Origin of the sequence: Rhodoferax lithotrophicus (genome assembly GCF_019973615.1) — a bacterium.
Lineage (GTDB): Bacteria > Pseudomonadota > Gammaproteobacteria > Burkholderiales > Burkholderiaceae_C > Rhodoferax > Rhodoferax lithotrophicus.
In genome coordinates, this window is record NZ_AP024238.1 from 4,018,939 (window position 1) to 4,042,363 (window position 23,425).

Below are 23,425 nucleotides of genomic sequence, written 5' to 3' on the forward strand. Positions count from 1 at the left end.
CACGCGGGGCTTGCGTGAAAGGAGTTGATTTTACGGGCTTGGGGTTTGTTCAGATTGAATATGATCCATCAGGACTTCCGACTCAACCAAACTCCCATCACCACCAACAAACTCAACACCACCAACGGCCCCTGCCCCCAGCGCGAAGCCCACCAGGCATAGGGCGTGATGCCCTCGCGCCCCTGCACATCCGCCGTCAGCGCCTGCGCCACATGGTTGGGCAACGCAGCGGTGACCCGCCCGAGATGATCCACCACCGCCGTGCGGCCGGTATTGGTGGCGAGCAAAAAGGGCCGGTCAAATTCCAATGCACGCACTCGGGCAATTTGCAGGTGCTGATCCATCGCCAGATGTTCACCAAACCAACCCAGGTTGCTGAGGTTGACCAGCATGGTGGGTGCCTTGGCAGCATCGGCAAACTGTGCGGCGAGTTCTTCGCCAAACAGGTTTTCATAACAAATCGAAGTCGCCAGGCGCTGGCCCTGCCAGTCAAAGGTGGGTTGCACCAGTGCCCCCCGGTTGAAATCGCCCAAAGGGATGTTCATCAGGTTGGTGAACCAGCGAAACATCGGGGGGATGAACTCACCGAACGGCACCAGGTGGTGTTTGTCATACCGCCACAGGTCAGTTTGCCCCGGTTTGAAGCCGACCACCGAATTGGTGTAGCCCTCGGTGTAACTGCCCAGCGGAATACCCACCAAAGCGGCTTGTGCGCCCTGGTCAAAGCGCAGTTGCAAGGCTTGCCAATAGGCATCCGGCAATTGCGTCGGCAGCAGCGGCAGGGCGGTTTCGGGGGTGATGATGAGTGCACTGCGGTTGGCCGCCAACTGTTGGCCATACCAGCGTAATGCTTTGGGCACGCCGCTGCTTTGGTCAAATTTTTCATCCTGGGCAATGTTGCCTTGCAGCAGCGTCACATTCAGGCTGCCGGTAGAGACCCCTTGCGGCGCGGGCAACACGTGCATCAGACCGAGCAACACCACACCCGACAATGCGGGCGGCACGGCGGCCTGCCAACTGCGCGCGCCCAGCACAAAGGCCGTGAGCACGGCCAACAAGGCGGCCAAAGCACTCAAGCCATACATCCCCACCCAGGATAATGCCGCAGCCATGGGGCCATTCACCTGCGCATAACCTACGGCACCCCAGCCAAAACCCGTTAGCACCAGCCCACGGGCCAACTCGGCCAGTGTCCACAGTGCTACAAAATAAATAGCTATTAGCGCTTTATTCAAAAGCGCTACAGCCCTAAAACACCATGAAATTCCTGCTGTATAGGCAGCCAGAACACCCGCCAGGATCAACACCGCCAGCACCGCCAGCGGTGCACTCAGCTCACCGTAGGTGTGCATGGAAGTAAACAGCCAACCAAAGGTAGTGGCCAACCAGGCGGTCGCAAACCACCAGCCACACCAGGCCGCGCTGCGCGGGGAGTCACTGCCTTGCAGCAGCAACACCAAAACGCTCAAGGCCAGTATCTGCCCCCACCACAAGGCCTGCCCCTGTATCAGACCCACAAACTGAAAGACTTCTGGCAGGGCCCAGGGCCAAGCCAAGCTGGCCGCTTGCAAACACCCCGCACACACCGCCAGCAAGGTGGGCCACCTACGCGCGTGTGGCGAGTGACCGGTGAACAAACGGTGCTCGCTGCTGTGCGGATTAAACGGTGCCATCAGGCAACGGGGCGACTTTGAACCATTTCACTGCACCACCTTTGGTGTGCATCACCACAAACTTCAAACCCGACAACACATGGTGCTCACCACGCCGGGGAACATGGCCCATTTCATGCGCGATCAGGCCCCCAATGGTGTCAAAGTCTTCGTCTGAGTCGGTACTCTGGAGCGTCACCGCAAAGGCGTTTTCAACGCGCTCCACGGTGGTATCACCACTCACGCGATAAGTACGGTCTGGCAAACCAAAAATGTCACCATCGTCCTCGGCAATATCGAATTCATCCTCGATCTCGCCCACAATTTCTTCCAGCACATCTTCAATCGTGACCAAACCAGCTACGCGGCCGAATTCATCGATCACGATGGCCAAGTGATTATGGTTACTCTGGAAGTCGCGCAGCAAGTCATTCAGGCCTTTGCTCTCAGGCACAAACACAGCAGGGCGCAACAGGGCTCGGATACTGAGCTCGGGTGCACGTTGCATTTTGAGCAAATCTTTGGCCATCAGAATACCAATGATGTTTTCACGCTCCCCTTCAAAGACCGGAAAACGCGAGTGCGCAGTGTCTATCACACCGTGCATCATGACCTCAAACGAATCGTCAATGTTGATCAACTCCATGCGGGTGCTGGGCACCATCACATCACCCGCACTCATGTCGGCCATGCGGATGACCCCCTCCAGCATCTTGCGCGAATCGGCACCTATGAGCTGGTTGTGCTCGGCTTCAACCAGCGTGTCGAGCAACTCATCCGTGGAATCTGGTCCAGGGTGAATAAACTCGGCAATTTTTTGTAAAAAAGTACGGTGATCTTCCCGATCGGGACGCGTAGGGTTGGGGTCTGACACAGCCAATCAAGCAGGACATGCGGTAGTTGTACACACCCCGAAGGATAGCGGATTGTCGACCACCACCATTGAAAAGTAGTTCCAAGCCCGTGGTGTTTACCTTGCCTCAAGGCGGAGGGTCATTGTCGCGGGGCTTGGACGTGGCAGCGCGCCAGCCGATTTGCATGCTTTGCAGCATGTCCCGAAACTGCTTGGCCTGTATCTTGACCTGGTAATTGGCCTGCGCCAACTGCTCTTCCAGCATTTCTGTCATTTGGGTGTTCAAGGTGGCGGGAGGCAGTACCAGGTGTGCCTCAGACTCAAAACCATCACGCACCACGGTAGCCCCGGCATGCCGGGCAATTTTGAGCATGGCCGTGTTTTCACTCAGCACATGCAGGAACATCAGGTGTACACCATGGTTGCGGGCATGCATCATGGCTCGCTCAAACAAGCGCTGACCAAATCCACGACCACGTGCATGCGGCAATACCGATACGCCGAACTCGGCGCATTCAGAGCGCCTTTCATCCCCTGCGTAAGCCAGATGCGCCATGGCAATCAATTTCAAATGCCGGTTATAGACACCAAAAATTTCGTCGCGGTCAAAATTCAAACCGTCCACATAACGGTCAATCTGTTCGTCATTGGCTGCAAAACCAAAACGAAAGTAGCGATCATTGGCATCCAGTGCCTTCAGATGGTCCGCAATACGCGAGCGATGGTTTTCGCCCAGTGAACGTATGGGCACGATCACCGTGGGCGGCTTGTGCACGGGAGGCAAGTCGGCCCAGAACGATGGGTCACCGACGGGGGGTGTCGAATCAGTCATCGTAGCTTGTGCAGAGGTGTAGGTTTCAAACATGTTTTTAACTATAAGGGTTTTCCCTAGGCTAAAACATCTAATCAGTGTGAAGATCGCTTTAAGTTGTTGGATTTTCACAGTTTGACACATTTACGTCGATAAACTTCCCGCATGATGAAAGCTTCACATGAGATCCGCGAAGCCATGACCCAGGTGGCCAGACTTCGGCAAACTGCCAGCGATGATACGGGTCTGAACCAAGCCCTCAAAGCTGTCAAACATCTGCAAGCCCAACGTTTTGAAGGTACTTATCAGGATCTTCTGAGTCACCCGGTGTATGCCCCCAGCGCCCATTTTTTTCTGGAAGAGCTTTACAGTGCCAAAGACTACAGCCAACGCGATGCACAGTTTGTACGTATTGCGGATGCCATTGAGCGCACTTTTCCAGCATCCGTACTGGCCACCGTACTGGCCTTGACCAAACTTCATCAACAAACCGAAGAACTCGACATGGCTTTGGCTCTGGCTTGGCAGCAAGCCGAAAACTTGCCCGATGCCGCACGCTATGTAACCGCCTGGCGTGCGGTGGGACAACGCACAGCTCGTAACTGGCAATTGGCTACTGTTCTTGACGTGGGCCAGACGTTGGGTCAGCTGACACGCAAACCGGGCTTACGCATGCTGCTCAAAATGATGCGCCGTCCAGCCGAGCTGGCGGGCTTGGGAGCCTTGCATGGTTTTCTGGAAGCCGGTTTTGATCATTTTTCCAGCATGTCCCGCCAACGAGATGCCGTCAATACATTTTTAAGCACCATCCGCGCCCGTGAATCTGGCTGGATTGACCGCCTGTTTGATGCCCACCCTGCCACTTGTGAGACTGAACTAACCAAAACACTGGAATGTGCCCCAACACCAACGGCATGAAGCGGTTGCCAGACAATGCACCAATGAGCAGAATCAACTTCCCCAAAGACATCACACTGTTTGAGCGCGGCTGGTTGTCGTCCAACAGCATCCTGATCACCGGATCAGAACACAATACACTGATTGACAGCGGTTATGCCACCCATGCCGTACAAACCTTGGCGTTGATTAAAACAGCACTCCAAGGTCGGCCACTGGATGTACTGATCAACACCCACCTTCACAGCGACCATTGCGGTGGGAATGCCACATTACAAGCACATTACCCAGAGCTGCAAACGCTGATCCCTCCCGGCCACGCCAACCTCGTAGCAGACTGGGACGCTTATGCCCTTTCCTATACACCGACTGGGCAGTTGTGTGAGCGCTTCTGCTTCAGCACCACCTTACAACCCGGCACTGAAATCGAATTGGGTCAACAACTCTGGCAAATTCACGCTGCCCCAGGACATGACACCCATTCTGTAATTTTGTTTGAACCCACCTCACGCCTATTGATTTCAGCTGATGCGCTCTGGGAGAATGGTTTTGGGGTGGTGTTTCCAGAGTTGGACGGTCTCGATGCCTTCAACGAAGTCGCGCAGACACTGGACTTGATCGAATCACTTCGGCCCACCCTCATTATCCCCGGCCATGGCGGCGCATTTACCGATGTGAATGAAGCCTTGGCACGCGCCCGCAAACGACTTAATGGCTTTGTACAAGACCCCGAAAAACACATTCGTTATGCCGCCAAGGTGTTGATCAAGTTCAAGCTGCTGGAAATTCAGCGCATTCAATTTGAAGAATTGCTGGCTTGGGCAAACGCTACCGACCTGGTAACCCATCTACACAAGTTTCTAGCCTCAGACACTACGCTTGAATCTTGGATAGATACCGTGGTTAATGAATTGGTGCATGCTGGTGCGGCCAGAAGGGAACCAGCTATGGTATTGAACATATAAGGTCACACAAGAACATCGCACACGCACAACAAAAATCCCGCCAAGTTACCTTGGCGGGATTTTTAGGTTCAAATCCTCAGCTGGCTTACGCCAGTATCAGATTAGAAGCGATGTTGTACGCCAGCAGCGATGAGAGACACTTTGCTGTCTGGTGTGGCTGTTTTAGCTGAGGTCATAGTGTTATAACCGCCGTACAGGAATGTGCGTTTGGACAAGCTATATGCAGCGCCCAAGCCAAAACCTTTACGGGTTTGGTCTGCAACACCAGACAGAGTGGTGTTGTCACTGGAGTTAGCATAGCCAGCTGACAAGGTCAATGCACTGGATGCTTTGTAATCCACGCCCAACATGTATTCTGTTGCGTCTGCACCAGACACGAAGCCTACATTGCCAGCCTTACCGAAGCCCAACTTGGCAACAATGCCGCCAAAGTCATAGCTGCCTTGCAAGCGGGTAAAGTTGATGTCACCATAGGTCGCAGGAACTGCAACACCAGTGAAAGAGCCACCGTTGTAAGCGGCTTCATTTTGATAAGCAAACGACACAGCCACAGGGCCGCCAGCATAGGTCAGATTCAATGAAGTGACAGCACGACCAGCAGCAACTGCGGGCGTTGCACCAGCGGCGGCAGCTGCATACACTTTCTCATCCAAGCTATAGCTCAAAGCTGCACCAAAACCACTCATAGCGGGTGCTACGTATTTAATCGTATTGTTGCTGCGTGTAGTAGCGGCAGAACCAATAGAACCTGCATTGCCCGCCGTGCTTGACCGGAAAGTCAAACCTTCTGGTGACAAAGCGCTGTTAAAAACCGCGTCTTGAGCGCCTTCAACATCGTAGTAAGGTGTAGCAATACGACCAACGCTCACAGCACCAAAACCACCCGAGAAACCAACCCAAGCTGCGCGACCAAACAACAAACCACCTTGAGCAGCAGCGCCGGTATCGTTGTTAAAACCACTTTCCAATTGGAAGTTGGCTTTCAGACCGCCGCCCAGATCTTCAGAACCTTTCAAGCCCCAGCGTGAACCGTTGACAGCACCGCTGTTCAGAACGTTGGTAGAAGTTGTTACACCAGCACCATTGTCTGTGCTGACGTTTGCATAAAACGTGTCAACCAAACCGTACAAAGTCACAGAAGATTGGGCCATAGCGGCACCAGAAGCTGCCAAAACGGCCAAAGCAATCAGGGATTTTTTCATTTCAAAATTCTCCAAGGTTAAACATAAGGTGAAACAACCAACCTGTTGCATCACCCCGAGCCAACATCCTGTTCCAGGAAGTTGTACGTATTGAAACAGAAGCCTGCTGATTTCCAGCCAAAAGAACATGCAAAACTGTGCAAACTTGGTGCATCCGTTGCAGCTATGCAACAAATAGACACTGGGACAGTCAAGGTGCGTGAACAGTTACACCCACCATGCACATAAAAAAACCGCCCGAAGGCGGTTTAGTGCATAAAAACCAACATGAGTCAGCAACTAAGCCAACTCAATGCGGTCTTTAGAACTTATGTTGCACACCAACAGCCAAGGCACTACCTGTTGCATCACCAGCACCTGCTTGTGTGGTGGTGACATAGGTGTAACCACCATACAGGAAGGTACGTTTGGACAAGGTGTATGCACCAGCAATGCCATAACCCTTACGAGATGGGTTGAATGCAAGACCTGATTCATCAGACTTGGCGTAGCTGGCAGACAAAGTCAAAGCGGCACTCACAGGGAAGTCAGCACCGATTTGGTATTCAGTGGTGTCAACACCAGTTGCATTACCCAAGTTGTTCACCTTGCCGTAGGTCAGCTTGGCAGTGGCAACACCAAAGTCATACGTTGCGCCCAAACGGGTGAACTTTTGATCTTCAGGCAACAGAGCGGTGTTGGTGATATCTTCAGATTGATAACCCAACTGAACGGCAACAGGACCAGCACCATAAGTAACATTGAAGCTGGTAACTGCTGCTGCGCCTGCCACTTTTTCATCCAAGCTGTAGCTGACTGCGGCACCAAACCCACCCATTGCGGGTGTTGCGTAGTAAACAGTGTTGCCTGGATTGGCTTGATAACCCGTGCTCTTGAAAATGAGGTTCATGGGGGCCAATGCACCAGCGTCAAAAATGGCATCAGAAGCGCCACTTACGTCATCGTATGCAGTCCAAACTTTGCCGAGCTTGACTTCACCAAAGCCGCCGGAAAAACCAACATACGATTGGCGAGAGAACGCTTGACCAGCGGTGGCAGCACCTGTGTCCAGGTTAAAGCCTTGTTCCAGCAAGAAGTTGGCTTTCAAGCCACCGCCCAAATCTTCAGAACCCTTGACACCCCAACGTGAGGTATTCACACCGCCACTGTTCAACAGAGAAGTGGTTGTGCTGATACCAGCGCCGTTATCTGCTTTGACAGAGCCGAGGAAAACGTCAGCAAGGCCGTACAGAGTCACGGTAGATTGTGCAAACGATGCACCAGATGCAGCGAGAACTGCCAAGGCAACTAAACTTTTTTTCATAAAAACTCCTAAGGTTAAAAATTTCCAAACAAGCCGCTTACAACTCGTTTGGAGCAGCGAACAAAAATTCACAGTGCTTATTTCAGCATAGAACCCGTCAACAGACCATGTTCTGCCGTATTACATGCAAGTTACATACCGTTCTTTACACATTTTGTGGCAGAGATACGACACCCATGTCAACCGAGCTAACCCGAATACGGCGCGAGATAAGTGAGGTCATTTGCCAAAAATCCTTGAGGTGCAAATACACCCCCCAAACATCCCAGAAACCGCACCAAACAAGGGAAAACCCTTTGTTGTTTAAACACCCAAAACAGTGCACCTAAGGGTTGACACGGGTTGCAGAGGGAATGCCCATTCATCAGAATTAGCACAGTCGTACTTTTTAAGTAACGATCTTTTTCATCAACGTGCAACAAAAACCATGAACCAATCTGCTCCATCGAACACTTTAAAAATCAATATGTGCCACATGGCATTGGCCTGTGCATTGTGTTGCACCAGTCTGGCACAAGCACAGACCGGCACGGGGGTAACACTTTACGGCTTGGCCGATGCAGGCATCACGTCAGTGAGCGGCCTGAAAGCTGGCACGGTAACCCAAGTGGCCAGCGGCATCATGGAGGGTTCGCGCTGGGGCATGAAGGGTAATGAAGACTTGGGAGGCGGATACCGCACGATCTTTACGCTGGAATCCCGTGTTGAACTGGACACAGGTGCCGCTGGCAACAAACCGATTTCGGGCTCACAGCTATCAGATCGCTTCTCACAAGCCGCACTGCTGGGCTTACCAGCGGCACTACAACCCGCAGTTGCAGGTGTAGATGCCGCGCTGGCCGCCCAATTTGGCGTGAACGTAACCAACGCTTTATTTGACCGCCAGGCTTATGTTGGCCTAGTGACTCCTTTTGGTGGTTTTTTGGCTGGCCGCCAGTACACACCAGCATTTGAAACCAATGCGGCGTATGACATCATGGAAACCCAATCAGGTTTATCTGCGGGTCAAATCGTGGCTTTTCCTGCCGTGCTTGAAATTCGGGCAAACAACGCACTGTCATACCGATTTGTCAAAGACGGTATTTCTGGCTCATTCATGTATGCAGCCGGTGAAGTGGCTGGTGATGACAGCAAAAACCGGTTACTTGGCCTGAATGCCAACTACCAGACTGGCAATTTTTCGATGGGCTTTGGATACAACACCAAAAACAATGAGTTGGGCAGCAGTTCTCTGACGACTTCTGTTTTTGGTGCTTCCATGAAATTTGGCAACGACAAGCTCTCTGGGATGGTGATTAAGATTACCGATGACAACCCAAGTGGCATGTCTGCGATTGCCCCATTACTCACACCCTCCGTAGGTGCAGCCACGGCTACTTTGGTACAAAACGCATTTATCAATGCATTTAGACAAGACGGAACCTTATTCCACATCGGTTACCGCCACGTTACAGGTCCCCACTCTGTGTCCGTGGCTTACAGCAGCTATGACGACAATCGCCCGGCCAACGCAGATGTCACCTCTTATGGTGTGGCATATACCTATTCACTCTCGAAACGCACCGATCTGAATGCCGTTCTAGTACGGTTTGACAACCAAAACCTGGCTCAAATTGCACCCGGTGGTAATGGTTACCTCGGTGGCATCACAGCCACCGCAGGCACTGGATCAACCAGCATGGCTTTTGGTATTCGTCATCGGTTCTGAACACGAACCAGATTCATTCTTAAAGCCCCTTCCGGGGCTTTTTTCATGTCACATGACTGCAAACAACACACGAGGTTTGATGGGCCTTGTCCTGCAACTTTTAATATGTCTACCGTGACATCCCGAGAGCTTGTCCCCCACAGCCAAGCAACCCGTCGACCGCTGTCACACATCCATCCCGGAATTCAAACCGGCCAAACGTCTCCATCAATCTGATCGCCCCAGCACCGGCCCCAAAGCCAGGCCAGTCCAGGTGCCTAACGCCACCACCTGTTCCGGCGTGGCTGCAGCCACCACTTGGCCGCCATCCTTGCCACCGTTCGGCCCCAGGTCAATCACCCAGTCGGCTTCAGCGATCACATCCAGATCATGCTCGATCACCACCACGCTGTGGCCGCCATCGACCAGGCGGTGTAACACTTTGATGAGTTTCTCCACGTCGGCCATGTGCAGGCCGACGGTGGGTTCGTCCAGCACGTAGAGCGTGTGCGGCGCTTTCTGGCCACGGCGGGTGATGTCGTCGCGCACCTTGCTGAGTTCGGTCACCAGCTTGATGCGCTGCGCCTCACCACCGCTGAGCGTGGGGCTGGGCTGGCCCAGCGTGAGGTAGCCCAGCCCCACGTCTTTGAGCAGTTGCAACGGGTGGCTGATGTTGGGCATGGCAGCGAAAAAGTCCACCGCCTCGTCCACTTCCATTTGCAGGATGTCGCCAATGTTTTTGCCGCGCCAGGTGACGGCCTGGGTCTCAGGGTTGAAGCGCGCGCCCTTGCAGGTTTCGCACAGCACTTTCACGTCGGGCAAGAAACTCATGCCGATGGTGCGGATGCCCTGCCCTTCGCAGCTCGGGCAGCGGCCTTCGCCGGTGTTGAAGCTGAAGCGGTTGGCGGCGTAGCCACGTGCCTTGGCTTCCAGCGTGTCGGCAAAGAGTTTGCGGATGGTGTCCCAGAAGCCGATGTAAGTGGCCGGGCAGGAACGCGGCGTTTTGCCAATGGGAGTTTGATCCACTTCCAGCACGCGGTCGACGGCTTCAAACCCGGTGACGCTGTCGCAGCCGATCCAGGCGATGGACTCACCTGCTTCCAGGGCATCACGGCCCGCTTTGGTACTGCGCTTTTGCACGGCGGTATGCACGTTGGCCAGCAGCACATCACGCGCCAGGGTGGACTTTCCGGAACCGCTGACACCGGTCACAGCCACCAGGCGCTTGAGGGGGACTTGAGCGGTGACTTGCTGCAGGTTGTGCAGGTTAGCTCCGTGCACGGTGATCCAGCGTTGTGGTTCTTGGGCCGTGACATCGGGGTCAACGTCCAATTTCTTGGCGGCCTTCTTCTTTTTCGGAGTCGATGTGAATGAGAAACTGGAATCCGCCCCCTGGACTTGGAGTGTTGCCACAACATTCACGGCAACGGTGGTGCTCGAAACGCTAGCCGTACTCACCGCCAGCGCGACACGTTCAGCAGCAGTATCCAACAACGAGTTAACAGACTCGATGCCATTTGAGCTTCCAGCCCTCGTTGAATATGCGCAAGCAGCTACAACATCAATAGCACGCCGTGCCTGCACCGGGTGCCGCATGGCATGCAACAGGTAGCGGCCGGTTTGCGACTCGGCGGCGTTTTGAATGTCGGCGACCACACCTTCTGCCACCAAGCGCCCGCCGCGTTTGCCGGCACTCGGGCCGATGTCGATGATGTGGTCGGCGTGACGGATGGTGTCTTCGTCATGCTCCACCACCACCAGCGTGTTGCCCTGGTCGCTCAGGGTTTGCAGAGCACCCAGCAGAATCTGGTTGTCACGAGCGTGCAGGCCAATCGTCGGCTCGTCCAGCACGTAACACACGCCTTGCAAATTGCTGCCCAGTTGCGCCGCCAGGCGAATGCGCTGCGCCTCGCCACCGCTGAGCGTGGGCGCGCCCCGGTCCAGCGTCAGGTAGCCCAGGCCGACTTGCTCCAGAAACTCCAGCCGACCCTTGATCTCGGGAATCAAGTCGCGGGCAATGCCCGCCTCGCGTGCGCTCAAGTGCGCCTCCGACTGCAAGGTCTGCACCCAGGTGCGCAAGTCAGTCACGCTCAGGCGCGCCAGCTCGGTGATGCTGACACCAGCCAAGGCAACGGCGGGGAAATTGGGATCCAAGCCCAAGTGGATGTTTGCATCGTCCAGCGGCACGCGTGGGGTGTCTGACGTAGCGTGGACTTGGGGTTTTGCCAAATCAAGGAGGAGGCTCGGACTCTGCCCGGGCCGGGGGACATCCGCGGAGTCGGACACCCCGCGCGTGCTGCGGGTTAAAACAGCACCAGGGCCTGATCCCAATTCGAGCTGCACCGCACGGGCAACTGCGTTCAGCCGCGTGCCATTGCAGCTCGGGCAAACGGCATCCACCAAGTCTTCCACATCAGCCTCGACAAAAGTCTGCTCGCGCCCCTTGTTGTCGTCATCCCGCACCGAGTCGTCAAACACCTGGCGCTGCTCTTTGGAAAGCTTCACCCCCGTGCCGACGCAGTCCGGGCACCAGCCGTGTTTGCTGTTGTAACTGAACAGGCGCGGGTCCAGCTCGGCATAGCTGGTGCTGCACACCGGGCAGGCGCGCAGGGTGGAGAACACACTCAAACGTCCAATGCCCGCGGTGGGCGTGCCGGCCTGCATGGCCTGGCTCAAGCCGTCCAGGTTGGATAACACATGCACCACACCTTTGCCGTGCTCCAGCGTGCGGCTCAGCGCGGCACGCAGTTGCGCCTCGTTGGCCGGAGTGATGTCCAGGCTGAACACCGGCAGTTCAATGGTGTGTTCCTTGAAGCGATCCAGGCGCGGGAAGGCGGTGGTGGGCAAAAAGTTGCCGTCCACCCGCAGGTGGGTGAAACCACGTGGACGGGCCCACTCGGCCAGCTCGGTGTACACGCCTTTGCGGTTCATCACCAGCGGGGCCAGCAGGCCGATGTGCTGGCCACGGAAGGCTTTCATCAACTGCGCGGCGATGCTGTCAGGCGTTTGTGGGGCCACTGGCGTGCCGTCATGGATGCAATGCTGGGTGCCGAGCTTGACAAACAGCAGCCGCAAAAAGTGCCAGACCTCGGTGGTGGTGCCGACCGTGGATTTGCGGCCACCCCGGCTCAAGCGCTGCTCAATCGCCACCGTGGGCGGAATGCCGTAGACCGCGTCCACCTCGGGCCGCCCCGCCGGTTGCACGATGCTGCGGGCGTAGGCGTTCAGGCTTTCCAGGTAGCGGCGCTGGCCTTCGTTGAACAAAATGTCAAACGCCAGTGTCGACTTGCCGGAACCACTCACGCCAGTGACCACAGTGAACTTGCCACGTGGGATGTTGACGCTCAGGCCTTTCAGGTTGTGTTCGTGGGCGTTGATGATTTGTATGGTGTTTTTAGCCTCTAGCCCAGGTATTACCTGCGCAATATGCTCTAATTTTAATAGCTTCGAGTGACTGAAGTCACGCACCTCATGCACCACGCCCATGTGCGCGGCGTAGTCGCGCAGGGCCAGGGCGGTGTGGGAGCTGGCGTGCAGCATCACCTCTTCGGGCGTACCAAAAGCCACCACCTCACCCCCGGCATCACCGCCTTCGGGGCCGAGGTCGATCAGCCAGTCGGCGGCGCGGATCACGTCCAGGTTGTGCTCGATCACCAGCAGGCTGTGGCCGGCATCTTGCAGCTTGCGCAGCGCCCGCATCAGTTTGGCAATGTCGTCAAAGTGCAGGCCGGTGGTGGGCTCGTCAAACATGAACAACACCCCGCGCCGGGCCAGCGCCTGGCGGCTGGCGGCGCTGCTCTTGTCGGCTTCGGCCAGGAAACCAGCGAGTTTGAGGCGCTGCGCCTCGCCGCCGCTGAGGGTGGGCACGGGCTGGCCGAGTTTGACGTAGTCCAGGCCCACGTCGATGATGGGTTGCAGGGCGCGGATCACGTCGCGGTCGTCTTTGAACAACTGGGCGGCTTCGCTGACGGTGAGGTCCAGTACGTCGGCGACGTTGAGGTGGCGGGTGGTTGTTGATCGCGATGCAGTTGCGCTTTGAACTGGCACCGCAGAAATGGGGTCAGAGCCCCATTCGGTGGAGCTGCCTGGTTTGGGCGCACGTTTGTAGCCCGAATGGGGATCTGACCCCATTTCTGCTCCCTGGCGCTCAATCGTAATTTCCAGAATCTCCGGGCGATAACGCTTGCCGTCGCAGTCCGGGCAGCGCAGGTACACGTCGCTCAGGAACTGCATCTCCACATGCTCAAAACCGGAGCCGCCGCAGGTCGGGCAGCGGCCGTCGCCGTTGTTGAAGCTGAACTTGGTGGCGGTGTAGCCGCGTTGTCTGGACAAGGGCGCAGTGGCAAAAATCTCGCGGATGGCATCCCACGCACCGACAAAGCTGGCCGGGTTAGAGCGGGCGGTTTTGCCGATGGGCGATTGGTCGACAAACACCACGTCGCTGAGCTGCTCGGCCCCCAGCAGGCGCTCAAAGACACCGGGGGTGTCGGTGGCTTTGCCAAAGTGGCGCAGCAGGGCCGGAGCCAGGGTGTCCTGAATCAGCGTCGACTTGCCTGAGCCGGACACACCGGTGATGACCACCAGGCGCTGCAAGGGGATGTCGACCGTGATGTTTTTCAGGTTGTGGTCGCGTGCGCCTTCCAGAATCAGGCGCGGCGTGTTGGCCGCCACCAGGCGTTTGAAACCCATGCCGACCTGCTTGCGCCCGCCCAGGTAGGCGCCGGTCAGGGTGTCGGCATTACGCAGCTCAGCGGTGCTGCCGTCAAACACAATTTGGCCCCCGCGCTCACCCGGGCCGGGGCCCATGTCGATCATGCGGTCGGCGGCCAGCATGACGGCCGGGTCGTGCTCCACCACCACCAGCGTGTTGCCGGCGTCGCGCAGGCGCTGCATGGCGGTGATGATGCGGTTCATGTCGCGCGGGTGCAGGCCAATGCTGGGCTCGTCCAGCACAAACAAGGTGTTGACCAGCGAGGTGCCCAGGGCAGTCGTGAGATTGATGCGCTGCACCTCGCCGCCGCTGAGGGTGCGGCTTTGGCGGTCCAGCGTGAGGTAGCCAATGCCCACTTCACACAGGTATTTCAGCCGGGTGCTGATTTCGTCAAACAGCAGCTTGAGGGTTTTGCTGTCGGCTTCGGAGGCGAGTGGTGTGCTTGGTTGCATGGCGGTGGCAAGCGCACCGCCCTCCCCCACGGCATCGGCTCGGTTCGGTGTTTCGGTGGATGACGATTTTTGCTCAAAGGTTGAGGAACCTGCCGACACCTCAAGCCGGGTGGGCACAGCACCTGTGCCCTCCTGCATCAGCTCAAAAAAGCGCCGCAGACGGTCCAGTGGCAACAGCATCAAATCGTGCAGGCACAGCCCCGGCAGCGCTTCGAGCTGGGCGCGGGTCCACTTCACGCCTTGCGGCATGAAGCGTTTGGAGGGTTCCAGTACCGCGTCTGCGGCGGCTTTGCTGCCGATGCGCCACAGCAGGCTCTCGGTTTTCAGGCGTGCCCCGCCGCAGTCCGGGCATTCGGTGTAGCTGCGGTACTTGGACAGCAGCACACGGATGTGCATTTTGTAGGCCTTGGTTTCCAGGTACTCAAAGAAACGCTTGATGCCAAACCAGTGCTGGTTCCACTTGCCGTTCCAGTTGGGTGAGCCGTTGATGACCCAGGCCTGCTGCTGGGCGTTGAGCTTGTTCCACGGCGTGTCGCGCGGGATGCCTGCGGCCTCGGCGTGGCGCATCAGATCGTCCTGGGCTTCCTGCCAGGCGGGGGTCTGGATCGGTTTGATGGCACCAGCACGCAGCGTCAACTTGTCGTTCGGAATCACCAGGCCGTAGTCCACCCCAATCACGCGGCCAAAGCCCCGGCAACTGTCACAGGCCCCGACGGCGGAGTTGAACGAAAACGCCGAAGCCATCGGGTCGGCATAGCGTTGGTTGCTCTCCGGGCAATGTAGACCGGTCGAATAGCGCCAGAGGCCAGCGCCCTCAGTCACTACATTTTTAATAGCTTCTTGCGCTTTATTTATATGCGCTACAGGCTGATTTAACACATAAATGCTGAGACGACCACTGCCGTGTTTGAGTGCGACTTCAATGGCTTCGAGCACGCGGGCACGCTCGGCTGCGCCCAGGCGAAAGCGGTCAGCCACGACATCTAGAACCTTGCGTTTGGAGTTTTTTTGAGCACTCGCTGAATCGGGGTCAACACCCGATTTGGAGGATGTTTTTGACTTTTTCTCGGCCCCGTGAGCCCCCTCAGAAGCTGGCTCAACATCAACATCCCGCTGCGCCTGCACCTTGGTAAAACCACTGACCGATAACCATTGCTCGATTTCCTCTGGCGTGGCGCTGCCGGGCAGTTCCACCGGGAAGGTGATGGACAAGCGCACGTCCGCAGCGGTGCTGACCTGATCCAGCTGCCCCTGCGCTGCCAAGGTCTGGGCACGCGCCTGGATATCGGCGTAAATCGTTTCAGGCGTGTCGTGCCGTACGGTTTGCGTGGTGTCACGGTCAAACAGCTGGCCAGCGCGGGCAAACAACAGCTTCAAGTGGTCGTTCAGCTCGGTCATGGTGCCCACGGTGGAACGGCTGGAGCGCACCGGGTTGGTCTGGTCGATGGCAATGGCCGGCGGCACACCTTCGACCTTGTCCACGGCGGGCTTGTCCATGCGGTCGAGAAACTGGCGGGCGTAGGCGCTGAAGGTTTCCACATAACGACGCTGGCCCTCGGCAAACAAGGTGTCAAACACCAGGCTGGATTTGCCTGAGCCGCTCGGGCCAGTGACCACGGTGAGTTCACCGGTGCGGATGTCCAGGTCGAGGTTTTTGAGGTTGTGTTGGCGTGCGCCGCGAATGCGGATGGTTCCCTGTGACATGCTGGCTTCCCAAAAGGTGAGGCGCTAGATTCTAGGGATTGCATCGGTGGAGGTGCCCGCTAAGGGGTATCCCCCATCACTTGGCCAATACCGGGTGATAGACTGAAATCAACTGGAGCAAAAAATGAAATTGATGAAATCGTTGGCAACCGTTCTGCTGCTTTCCATGCTGCAAACCATCACACAGGCAGAACTTTTGATTGGGCAAACCGTGGGAGTAAGCGGCGCAGTAGCCGCCACAGTCAAGGAATCCATGCTGGGGGCCAAGCTCTGTGTGGATGCTGCCAACGCCAAAGGTGGCATCTATGGCGAAAAGCTCAACATCCTCACACTGGACGACAAATTCGACACCAAACTAACACTGGCCAATGCCAAAACCCTGATTGAAGAGCGCCAGGTGCTGGCCCTGTTCATGACCCGTGGCACGCCCCACACCCAGGGCATTTTGCCGCTGCTGGATCAATACGCTGTGCCGTTGATTGGGCCATCCACCGGTGCCATGTTGTTTCACCAGCCCATCCAGCCACATGTGTTCAACGTACGTGCCGCCTATCAGCGCGAGGCGGAGAAAGCCATCACCCACCTGGCCTCGATTGGCATCACCCGCATTGCGCTGGTGCATGTGGACGACAGTTTTGGCGCGGATGCGCTGAATGGGGCACAAAAAGGCCTGACCGTCAACAAACTCACCCCTGTCATGCTGGCCAAGTTTGACCGCAACAAGCCAGACTTTTCAGCCATTGCACCACAAGTGATCCAAGCCAATGCCCAAGCGGTGATGGTGATTGGCTCCGGCACGGCCGTGGTGCAAGGCATCCAGCAGATCAAGTCCGCAGGCAGTGGGGCCCAGTTCATCACTTTGTCGAACAACGCCTCGGAAGGTTTTATCCAGTTGCTGGGGGCGCAAGGACGCGGCGTGATCGTGACGCAGGTGTTCCCGCAAAGCTTCAATTACGCCCTGGTCAAGGAAGCCAGCCAACTGGCCAAATCGCAGGGCATCGGCTTGGTGAGTCCGGCCATGCTGGAAGGCTTTGCCTCCGCCAAGGTGCTGGTGGAGGCGTTGCGCCGCAGTGGCCCCAAACCCACGCGTGAAAAACTTCAAGCCGCGCTGGAAAACTTCAGGATGGATATTGGTGGCCTGGATGTTATTTACGACAAGACCAGCCACACCGGGCTGGATTTTGCCGACCTGTCGATCATCACGGCAGACGGCAAATTCAGGCGCTGAACGTCCAGTTTTTTTGCGCCGCAAACACCGCCTTGGGGTATTGCGGCTGGCCGCGTGAACCGTTGTAGCGGCCCAGCGTCATAAACAGATCACCACGTTCCCGGTCCAGGTAATGCCGCAAAATCACGCAGCCAAAACGCAAATTGGTCTGCATGTGAAAGAGTTTGCCGGCATCACCATCGCCCAACACCCGCGTCCAGAACGGCATGACTTGCATGTAGCCGCGTGCACCAACGCTGCTGACCGCATATTTGCGGAAATTGCTCTCCACCTGGATCAGCCCCAGCACCAGCGAGACATCCAGCCCGGCGCGTTTGGACTCGTACCAGACGGTTTGCAGAAATTCCTTGCGGGTGATCCAGTCGGTCTTCTTCTTGCTCAGGCGCTCACTCATGGCCCCCAGCCAGCGCAGGTAGGCCAGCCGCGACTCGGTGTCAGGAAATTCGGGCACCGGCGGTGCATGGTTGGCAATGGCCGAACTCAAGGCGGTGCGAACCGAATCCACCAGCGGCTCTTCGATCTGCGCACCCGCCCAGGAACGCTCTGATAACAAGAGCTGCCCACACCCTAATATCAAGGGGGAGAGGCTTAAAACACCAGATAAAAAGGAGCGCCGGGTGCGCCCCATCTCAGACTTTGAGCTTGGCCAGCAATTGGGCCACGATGTCCGCCACCGGCACAGCGCTGGCCGCCGCATCACGGCGGTACTGGTATTCCACGTTCCCCTCTTTCAAGGCGCGGTCGCCAATGTTGACGCGGTGCGGCACGCCAATGAGTTCCCAGTCGGCAAACATGGCACCGGGGCGCTCGCCCCGGTCGTCCAGCATCACATCGACCCCGGCGGCCAGCAGCTCAGCGTAGAGCGCTTCAGCCGTGGCTTTGACTTCAGGCGAGCGCTCGGCATTGATCGGGCACAGCACCACGGTGAACGGGGCCAGTGCGTCGGGCCAGATGATGCCGCGCTCGTCGTGGTTTTGCTCAATGGCGGCGGCCGGCAGGCGGGTGATGCCAATGCCGTAGCAGCCCATTTCCATGAACTGGGGCTTGCCGTTTTGATCGAGGAAGGTGGCCTTCATGGCCTCGCTGTATTTGGTGCCCAGGTAGAACACATGACCGACTTCAATACCACGCTCAATCGCCAGCACACCTTGGCCGTCGGGGGAGGCATCACCGGCCACCACGTTGCGCAGGTCGGCCACCATGTCGGGCTCGGGCAGGTCACGGCCCCAGTTCACACCGGTGAGGTGAAAGTCCACTTCATTGGCTCCGCACACCCAGTCGTTCATCACCGCCACTTCGCGGTCGACCACCAGCTTGACGGGTTTGAGCAGATTCAGTGGCCCCAGGTACCCAGGTTTACAGCCAAAGTGGTCTTCAATTTCAGGCACGGTGGCAAAGCGGAAAGCACCCAGGCCTGGCAGCTTGCCGACCTTGACCTCATTCATGTCATGGTCACCGCGCAGCAGCAACAGCCAGACCTGGGTTTTGACCACTTCACCCTGTTCATTAAGGGTATCGGTGGCCAGCACCAGGGATTTGACCGTCTGCGCCAAGGGCAGGCCCAGCAACTCCGCTACATCGGCACAGGTGCTTTGGCCGGGTGTCGGGGTTTTGGCCATGGCTTGACTGGCCGCAGGGCGGGGGCCTGCGGGGGCCAGGGCCTCGGCTTTTTCCATGTTGGCGGCATAGTTGCTGCCGGGGCAGTAGACGATGGCATCTTCGCCAGTAGCGGCAATCACCTGGAATTCTTCGCTCAAGTCACCGCCAATCGCACCGCTGTCGGCAGCCACTGCGCGGTAAGTCAGGCCAAAGCGGTCAAAGATGCGCCGATAAGCTTTGGCCATGATCTGATAGCTGGCTTTGGCGGACACTTGATCACGGTCAAAGCTGTAGGCATCTTTCATGATGAATTCGCGCCCACGCATCAGGCCAAAACGTGGACGGCGTTCGTCACGGAACTTGGTCTGGATTTGGTAGAAATTTTTGGGCAACTGTTTGTAGCTGCGAATTTCCTGGCGGGCAATGTCGGTGACCACTTCTTCGCTGGTCGGCTGGATCACAAAGTCGTGCGCATGACGATCCTGGATACGCAGCAACTCAGGGCCCATTTTGTCAAAGCGGCCTGTTTCCTGCCAAAGTTCGGCGGGTTGTACCACCGGCATACACAGCTCCACCGCTCCGGCACGGTTCATTTCCTCACGTACGATGGCTTCCACTTTTTGGACCACACGCAAGCCCATGGGCATCAGGGTGTAGATGCCTGCACCCAGTTTTTTGATCATGCCGGCGCGCATCATCAGCTTGTGGCTGACGACTTCGGCATCGGCCGGTGCTTCTTTGAGGGTGGAAATAAAGAATTGAGAGGCTTTCATGGGTGAATCCAGCGAGATGTCAGGGTTTTGTCTCTTGATGCAGAGCAAGGGCTGTGCATAATCAACACAATTTAAAAATTTGGGGTTTGATTATGCTTGACCGGGACGGCTTTAGGCCCAACGTCGGCATCGTCCTGCTCAACCAGAAAAATCAGGTGTTTTGGGGCAAGCGTATTCGGACGCACTCCTGGCAGTTTCCGCAGGGTGGCATTGACCGGGGCGAGACCCCGGAGCAGGCCATGATTCGGGAGTTGCATGAAGAAGTAGGTCTGCAGCGCGAACACATTCGCATTGTGGCCCGCACCCGTGACTGGTTGCGCTACGAGGTGCCAGACCGTTTTATTCGGCGCGATTCGCGCGGCTTTTACAAAGGCCAAAAACAAATTTGGTTCTTGTTGCAACTGGTGGGACACGACTGGGATCTGAATCTGCGCGCGACCAACCATCCTGAGTTTGATGCCTGGCGCTGGAATGATTATTGGGTGCCGCTGGAGGCCGTGGTGGAGTTCAAGCGTGAGGTGTATGTGACTGCACTGACCGAGTTGTCACGTTATGTGCCGCGCAACGAGTTTCGAAACAGGTTTTTGCGCCAGGGCATTCGCCCGATGGATGCCGATCAAATGCAGTCCGACATTCCCAATGCCTGTTTTGAATTGCCGCCCGGAGCAAGCTTCCAACCAGATCCGCAAAGTGGTAATGATCATGCGTAAACCCTTGAAATTTTTAGCACTGGGCATGGCTTTCTACGTCAGTAGCGCACTGGCCCAAAGTTCAGACACTGACCCTGATTGGCATGAATCCGAGGTGCCTGCCCCACCGTCTTTCAGTATTGATCATCTGATTCCAATCGAGATGCCGCATTACGTGAGTCTGAAGTTTGGCGTGGATCCCGCCACGCTGGCAATTGCACCTGATGGCATCGTGCGTTATGTGATGGTGACGCAAAATACCAGCGGCTCGGTCACTGCCATGTATGAGGGTATTCGCTGTGCCACAGGTCAGGTAAAAACTTATGCACGCACATCGTCCGGTGGTGCGTGGTCATTGGTCAAAGACCCGCAATGGCATAACCTGAGTGACAACCTGCCGTCCAAACACGCCATCATGTTGGCTCGACAGGGGGTTTGCGACGGTCGCGGAGCCGCAGCCAGCACCGTGCAGGACATTATCAAGGCGCTCAAGCGCTGAAATTTCAGCCGTGTGATCAGCATGCCCGATCAAATAGGGAGCTTGATCACTCCCCCATTGGCGGAGGAAAGGCACGCACGTTTAACGGCTCAAAACCATGTTGTCACGATGCACCATTTCGGGCTCGGCCAAATAGCCCAGCAGGGTTTCAAAGGCGCTGGAAGGTTTGCGGCAGATCAGTCGTGCTTCTGAACTGGCGTAGTTGGCCAGACCACGGGCAATCTCAAGACCGGCCAAGTCACGGATGGCAATCACATCACCGCGTGAGAAATCACCTTCCACGGCGGTCATGCCGATGGGCAGCAGGCTGGAGCCGTCGCCGCGTAATTTGGCCACGGCACCGTCGTCCACCGTCACCGAACCACGCAATTGCAGATGGTCGGCCATCCACTGCTTGCGAGCCTGGGTTTTCTGGGTAGGTGCCACCAGCAGAGTGCCAATAGCTTCACCCAGGCTCAAACGCAGCAGGGCATCAGGCTCACGCCCCCAGGCAATCACCGTGGAGGCCCCGGAACCGGCTGCGCGTTTGGCCGCCAATATTTTGGTGATCATGCCACCGCGGCCAATGCTGCTGCCCGCACCTCCAGCCATGGCCTCCAACAGCGGATCACCCGCTTGGGCCACATGCACAAACTCGGCGGCCGGGTCTTTGCGCGGATCGGCAGTGTAGAGACCCTTTTGGTCGGTCAGGATCACCAACGCGTCGGCCTCGACCAAGTTGGCCACCAACGCGCCCAAGGTGTCGTTGTCACCAAATTTGATTTCGTCGTTGACCACGGTGTCGTTTTCATTGATCACCGGCACCACACCCAGCTTGAGCAAAGTGAGCAGGGTTGAGCGAGCGTTCAGATAACGTTCGCGGTCGGCCAGATCGGCATGGGTCAACAAGACCTGGGCGCTGCCCAGGCCGTTTTCACGCAGTTTGGTCTCGTACATCTGCGCCAGGCCCATTTGACCAACGGCAGCGGCAGCTTGTAATTCGTGAATTTCACGCGGGCGGCTGGTCCAGCCCAAACGCTTCATGCCTTCGGCAATGGCACCGCTGGACACCATGATGACCTCGCGTCCACCACCAACCAGCACCGCCATTTGACGGCACCACTCGCCAATAGCTGACTCATCCAGCCCCCGGCCTTCGTTGGTGACCAGGCTGGAACCCACTTTAACCACCACACGGCGTGCGTCACGCAACGCAGAAGATACAGATTCTTGAGCCATTTTGACCTCTAGCGCCCGTAAATCAAGCGCAAACAGCTATTAAATTAATAGTATTTATGAAGCATCCACGTCGGGGGCGAAACGCGGGTCAACCACCTCGGGGGTTTGCTCCAGCTTTTGCTGGGCGCTGATGTGTTTGAACACGGTTTTGATCAAGGGCTCACATCCTTCACGTGTGAGCGCTGAAATCTCGAAGACCGGGCCTTTGAACTTGAAGCGTTTGACAAAGTCTTTAACCAAGGCCTCACGCTCTTCCAACGGCACCATGTCGAGCTTGTTCAACACCAGCCAACGCGGCTTGTTGTACAGCGCGGGATCGTATTTTTTCAGCTCATTCACAATCGCCTTGGCTTGGGCCACGGTGTCCACACCCTCGTCAAACGGGGCCATATCCACCACGTGCAACAGCAAGCGGGTGCGCTGCAAATGGCGCAAAAATTGGTGCCCCAAGCCGGCACCATCCGATGCGCCTTCAATCAAACCCGGCAAATCGGCCACCACAAAACTCTGCTCCGGCCCGACACGAACCACACCCAAATTGGGGTGCAAGGTGGTGAACGGGTAATCCGCAATCCGTGGCCGCGCATTGGAAATAGCCGTGATCAGCGTCGATTTGCCCGCATTGGGCATGCCCAGCAGGCCCACATCGGCGAGCACCTTCAGCTCCAATTTCAGGTTGCGCTTTTCACCGGGCCAACCCGGCGTTTTTTGCCGTGGCGCGCGATTGATGGCGCTCTTGTAGCGCAGATTGCCAAAACCACCATCACCACCTTTGGCAATGGTGATGACCTCGCCTGGGGTCAGCAACTCGAACAACACTTCACCCGTCTCGGCATCAGTGATGATGGTGCCAACCGGCATTTTGAGGGTGATATCGTCACCTGCCGCGCCGAACATGTCAGAGCCCATGCCATGCTGACCGCGCTGTGCGTCATAACGACGCGAGAAGCGGTAATCCACCAGCGTGTTCAGGTTTTCGTCGGCCACAGCAAACACGTGACCACCACGGCCACCATCGCCACCATTAGGGCCGCCAAATTCTTTGTATTTTTCATGCCGAAACGAGACGCAGCCAGCGCCGCCATCTCCTGCGGAGATATCAATGTAGGCTTCGTCAACGAATTTCATGATAGGGAACCTTATAAACGAAAAACCCCGCGCCAAGCGCAGGGTCTTGAGTGA

At 56.8% G+C, this 23,425-nt stretch carries 15 protein-coding genes and 2 pseudogenes; 6 read left to right on the forward strand and 11 right to left on the reverse strand.

Features of this window, described 5'->3' with window-relative positions; genetic code table 11:
• Positions 1-68: 68 nt before the first annotated feature.
• The 3 genes from lnt to LDN84_RS18565 form a co-directional block, all read right to left on the reverse strand.
• Positions 69-1,673 carry an apolipoprotein N-acyltransferase gene (lnt, locus tag LDN84_RS18555; protein ID WP_223904904.1) on the reverse strand — a complete coding sequence of 535 codons (1,605 nt, stop codon included), beginning with the start codon at positions 1,671-1,673 and terminating at the stop codon, positions 69-71.
• Positions 1,660-2,526: a CorC family transporter gene (locus LDN84_RS18560; RefSeq protein ID WP_223904905.1), complete on the reverse strand. Its 867-nt coding sequence runs from the start codon at positions 2,524-2,526 to the stop codon at positions 1,660-1,662. Before LDN84_RS18560 ends, lnt begins: the two co-directional genes overlap by 14 nt.
• A 106-nt stretch (positions 2,527-2,632) precedes the next feature.
• Complete coding sequence (locus LDN84_RS18565) at positions 2,633-3,370, reverse strand: GNAT family N-acetyltransferase (RefSeq protein ID WP_223904906.1); 738 nt, start codon at positions 3,368-3,370, stop codon at positions 2,633-2,635.
• Between the two features lie 114 nt (positions 3,371-3,484).
• Between LDN84_RS18565 and LDN84_RS18570 the strand changes: the two genes are divergently transcribed.
• Together LDN84_RS18570 and LDN84_RS18575 are read left to right on the forward strand one after the other, a co-directional pair.
• The gene (locus LDN84_RS18570; protein WP_223904907.1) at positions 3,485-4,234 is read left to right on the forward strand and encodes an FFLEELY motif protein; all 750 of its coding nucleotides are present in this window, start codon (positions 3,485-3,487) and stop codon (positions 4,232-4,234) included.
• A 23-nt stretch (positions 4,235-4,257) separates the two neighbouring features.
• Positions 4,258-5,178: an MBL fold metallo-hydrolase gene (locus LDN84_RS18575; RefSeq protein ID WP_223904908.1), complete on the forward strand. Its 921-nt coding sequence runs from the start codon at positions 4,258-4,260 to the stop codon at positions 5,176-5,178.
• Between the two features lie 101 nt (positions 5,179-5,279).
• Here LDN84_RS18575 and LDN84_RS18580 read toward each other — a convergent pair whose 3' ends face one another.
• On the reverse strand, positions 5,280-6,509 hold the full coding sequence (locus tag LDN84_RS18580; protein ID WP_223904909.1) for a porin: 1,230 nt from the start codon (positions 6,507-6,509) through the stop codon (positions 5,280-5,282).
• A 172-nt stretch (positions 6,510-6,681) separates the two neighbouring features.
• Positions 6,682-7,755, reverse strand: a complete 1,074-nt coding sequence (locus LDN84_RS18585; RefSeq protein ID WP_223904910.1) for a porin — start codon at positions 7,753-7,755, stop codon at positions 6,682-6,684.
• 355 nt (positions 7,756-8,110) lie between these two features.
• Between LDN84_RS18585 and LDN84_RS18590 the strand changes: the two genes are divergently transcribed.
• Positions 8,111-9,391, forward strand: coding sequence for a porin (locus LDN84_RS18590; RefSeq protein ID WP_223904911.1), 1,281 nt, complete (start codon positions 8,111-8,113; stop codon positions 9,389-9,391).
• Positions 9,392-9,598: 207 nt separating this feature from the next.
• Here the strand turns inward: LDN84_RS18590 and LDN84_RS23210 are convergent.
• Positions 9,599-10,735: pseudogene (locus tag LDN84_RS23210) on the reverse strand (excinuclease ABC subunit UvrA); the annotation flags it as partial.
• 204 nt (positions 10,736-10,939) lie between these two features.
• Positions 10,940-15,658: pseudogene (locus LDN84_RS18595) on the reverse strand (excinuclease ABC subunit UvrA); the annotation flags it as partial.
• Positions 15,659-16,361: 703 nt separating this feature from the next.
• On the opposite strand from LDN84_RS18595, the gene LDN84_RS18600 reads away from it, so the two are divergent.
• Positions 16,362-17,465 carry an ABC transporter substrate-binding protein gene (locus tag LDN84_RS18600; protein WP_435405901.1) on the forward strand — a complete coding sequence of 368 codons (1,104 nt, stop codon included), beginning with the start codon at positions 16,362-16,364 and terminating at the stop codon, positions 17,463-17,465.
• Here LDN84_RS18600 and LDN84_RS18605 read toward each other — a convergent pair.
• Positions 17,455-18,093, reverse strand: coding sequence for a lytic transglycosylase domain-containing protein (locus tag LDN84_RS18605; protein ID WP_223904913.1), 639 nt, complete (start codon positions 18,091-18,093; stop codon positions 17,455-17,457). The two genes, LDN84_RS18600 and LDN84_RS18605, sit on opposite strands and share 11 nt — an antisense overlap.
• A 1-nt stretch (position 18,094) precedes the next feature.
• On the reverse strand, positions 18,095-19,837 hold the full coding sequence (locus LDN84_RS18610) for a proline--tRNA ligase (protein WP_223904914.1): 1,743 nt from the start codon (positions 19,835-19,837) through the stop codon (positions 18,095-18,097).
• Positions 19,838-19,929: 92 nt separating this feature from the next.
• Between LDN84_RS18610 and LDN84_RS18615 the strand changes: the two genes are divergently transcribed.
• Both LDN84_RS18615 and LDN84_RS18620 read left to right on the forward strand, forming a co-directional pair.
• Positions 19,930-20,547 (forward strand): RNA pyrophosphohydrolase, encoded by a 618-nt coding sequence (locus LDN84_RS18615; RefSeq protein WP_223904915.1) that lies wholly within the window; start codon positions 19,930-19,932, stop codon positions 20,545-20,547.
• Complete coding sequence (locus LDN84_RS18620) at positions 20,540-21,025, forward strand: CNP1-like family protein (RefSeq protein ID WP_223904916.1); 486 nt, start codon at positions 20,540-20,542, stop codon at positions 21,023-21,025. The genes LDN84_RS18615 and LDN84_RS18620 overlap by 8 nt, the downstream gene beginning before the upstream one ends.
• 81 nt (positions 21,026-21,106) lie before the next feature.
• Here the strand turns inward: LDN84_RS18620 and proB are convergent, their stop codons facing one another.
• Positions 21,107-22,243, reverse strand: coding sequence for a glutamate 5-kinase (proB, locus tag LDN84_RS18625; protein ID WP_223904917.1), 1,137 nt, complete (start codon positions 22,241-22,243; stop codon positions 21,107-21,109).
• Positions 22,244-22,297: 54 nt separating this feature from the next.
• Positions 22,298-23,371 (reverse strand): Obg family GTPase CgtA, encoded by a 1,074-nt coding sequence (cgtA, locus tag LDN84_RS18630; RefSeq protein ID WP_223904918.1) that lies wholly within the window; start codon positions 23,369-23,371, stop codon positions 22,298-22,300.
• Between the last annotated feature and the right edge of the window lie 54 nt (positions 23,372-23,425).

What these genes read in the sequence shown, in the direction of transcription:
- lnt (WP_223904904.1), bottom strand. Translation starts at nt 1,673, where the DNA reads ATGGCACCGTTTAATCCGCACAGCAGCGAGCACCGTTTGTTCACCGGT.
- LDN84_RS18565 (WP_223904906.1), bottom strand. Translation starts at nt 3,370, where the DNA reads ATGTTTGAAACCTACACCTCTGCACAAGCTACGATGACTGATTCGACA.
- LDN84_RS18570 (WP_223904907.1), top strand. Translation starts at nt 3,485, where the DNA reads ATGAAAGCTTCACATGAGATCCGCGAAGCCATGACCCAGGTGGCCAGA.
- LDN84_RS18575 (WP_223904908.1), top strand. Translation starts at nt 4,258, where the DNA reads ATGAGCAGAATCAACTTCCCCAAAGACATCACACTGTTTGAGCGCGGC.
- LDN84_RS18580 (WP_223904909.1), bottom strand. Translation starts at nt 6,509, where the DNA reads ATGTTCTTTTGGCTGGAAATCAGCAGGCTTCTGTTTCAATACGTACAA.
- LDN84_RS18590 (WP_223904911.1), top strand. Translation starts at nt 8,111, where the DNA reads ATGAACCAATCTGCTCCATCGAACACTTTAAAAATCAATATGTGCCAC.
- LDN84_RS18600 (WP_435405901.1), top strand. Translation starts at nt 16,362, where the DNA reads ATGAAATTGATGAAATCGTTGGCAACCGTTCTGCTGCTTTCCATGCTG.
- LDN84_RS18605 (WP_223904913.1), bottom strand. Translation starts at nt 18,093, where the DNA reads ATGGGGCGCACCCGGCGCTCCTTTTTATCTGGTGTTTTAAGCCTCTCC.
- LDN84_RS18610 (WP_223904914.1), bottom strand. Translation starts at nt 19,837, where the DNA reads ATGAAAGCCTCTCAATTCTTTATTTCCACCCTCAAAGAAGCACCGGCC.
- LDN84_RS18615 (WP_223904915.1), top strand. Translation starts at nt 19,930, where the DNA reads ATGCTTGACCGGGACGGCTTTAGGCCCAACGTCGGCATCGTCCTGCTC.
- LDN84_RS18620 (WP_223904916.1), top strand. Translation starts at nt 20,540, where the DNA reads ATGCGTAAACCCTTGAAATTTTTAGCACTGGGCATGGCTTTCTACGTC.
- proB (WP_223904917.1), bottom strand. Translation starts at nt 22,243, where the DNA reads ATGGCTCAAGAATCTGTATCTTCTGCGTTGCGTGACGCACGCCGTGTG.
- cgtA (WP_223904918.1), bottom strand. Translation starts at nt 23,371, where the DNA reads ATGAAATTCGTTGACGAAGCCTACATTGATATCTCCGCAGGAGATGGC.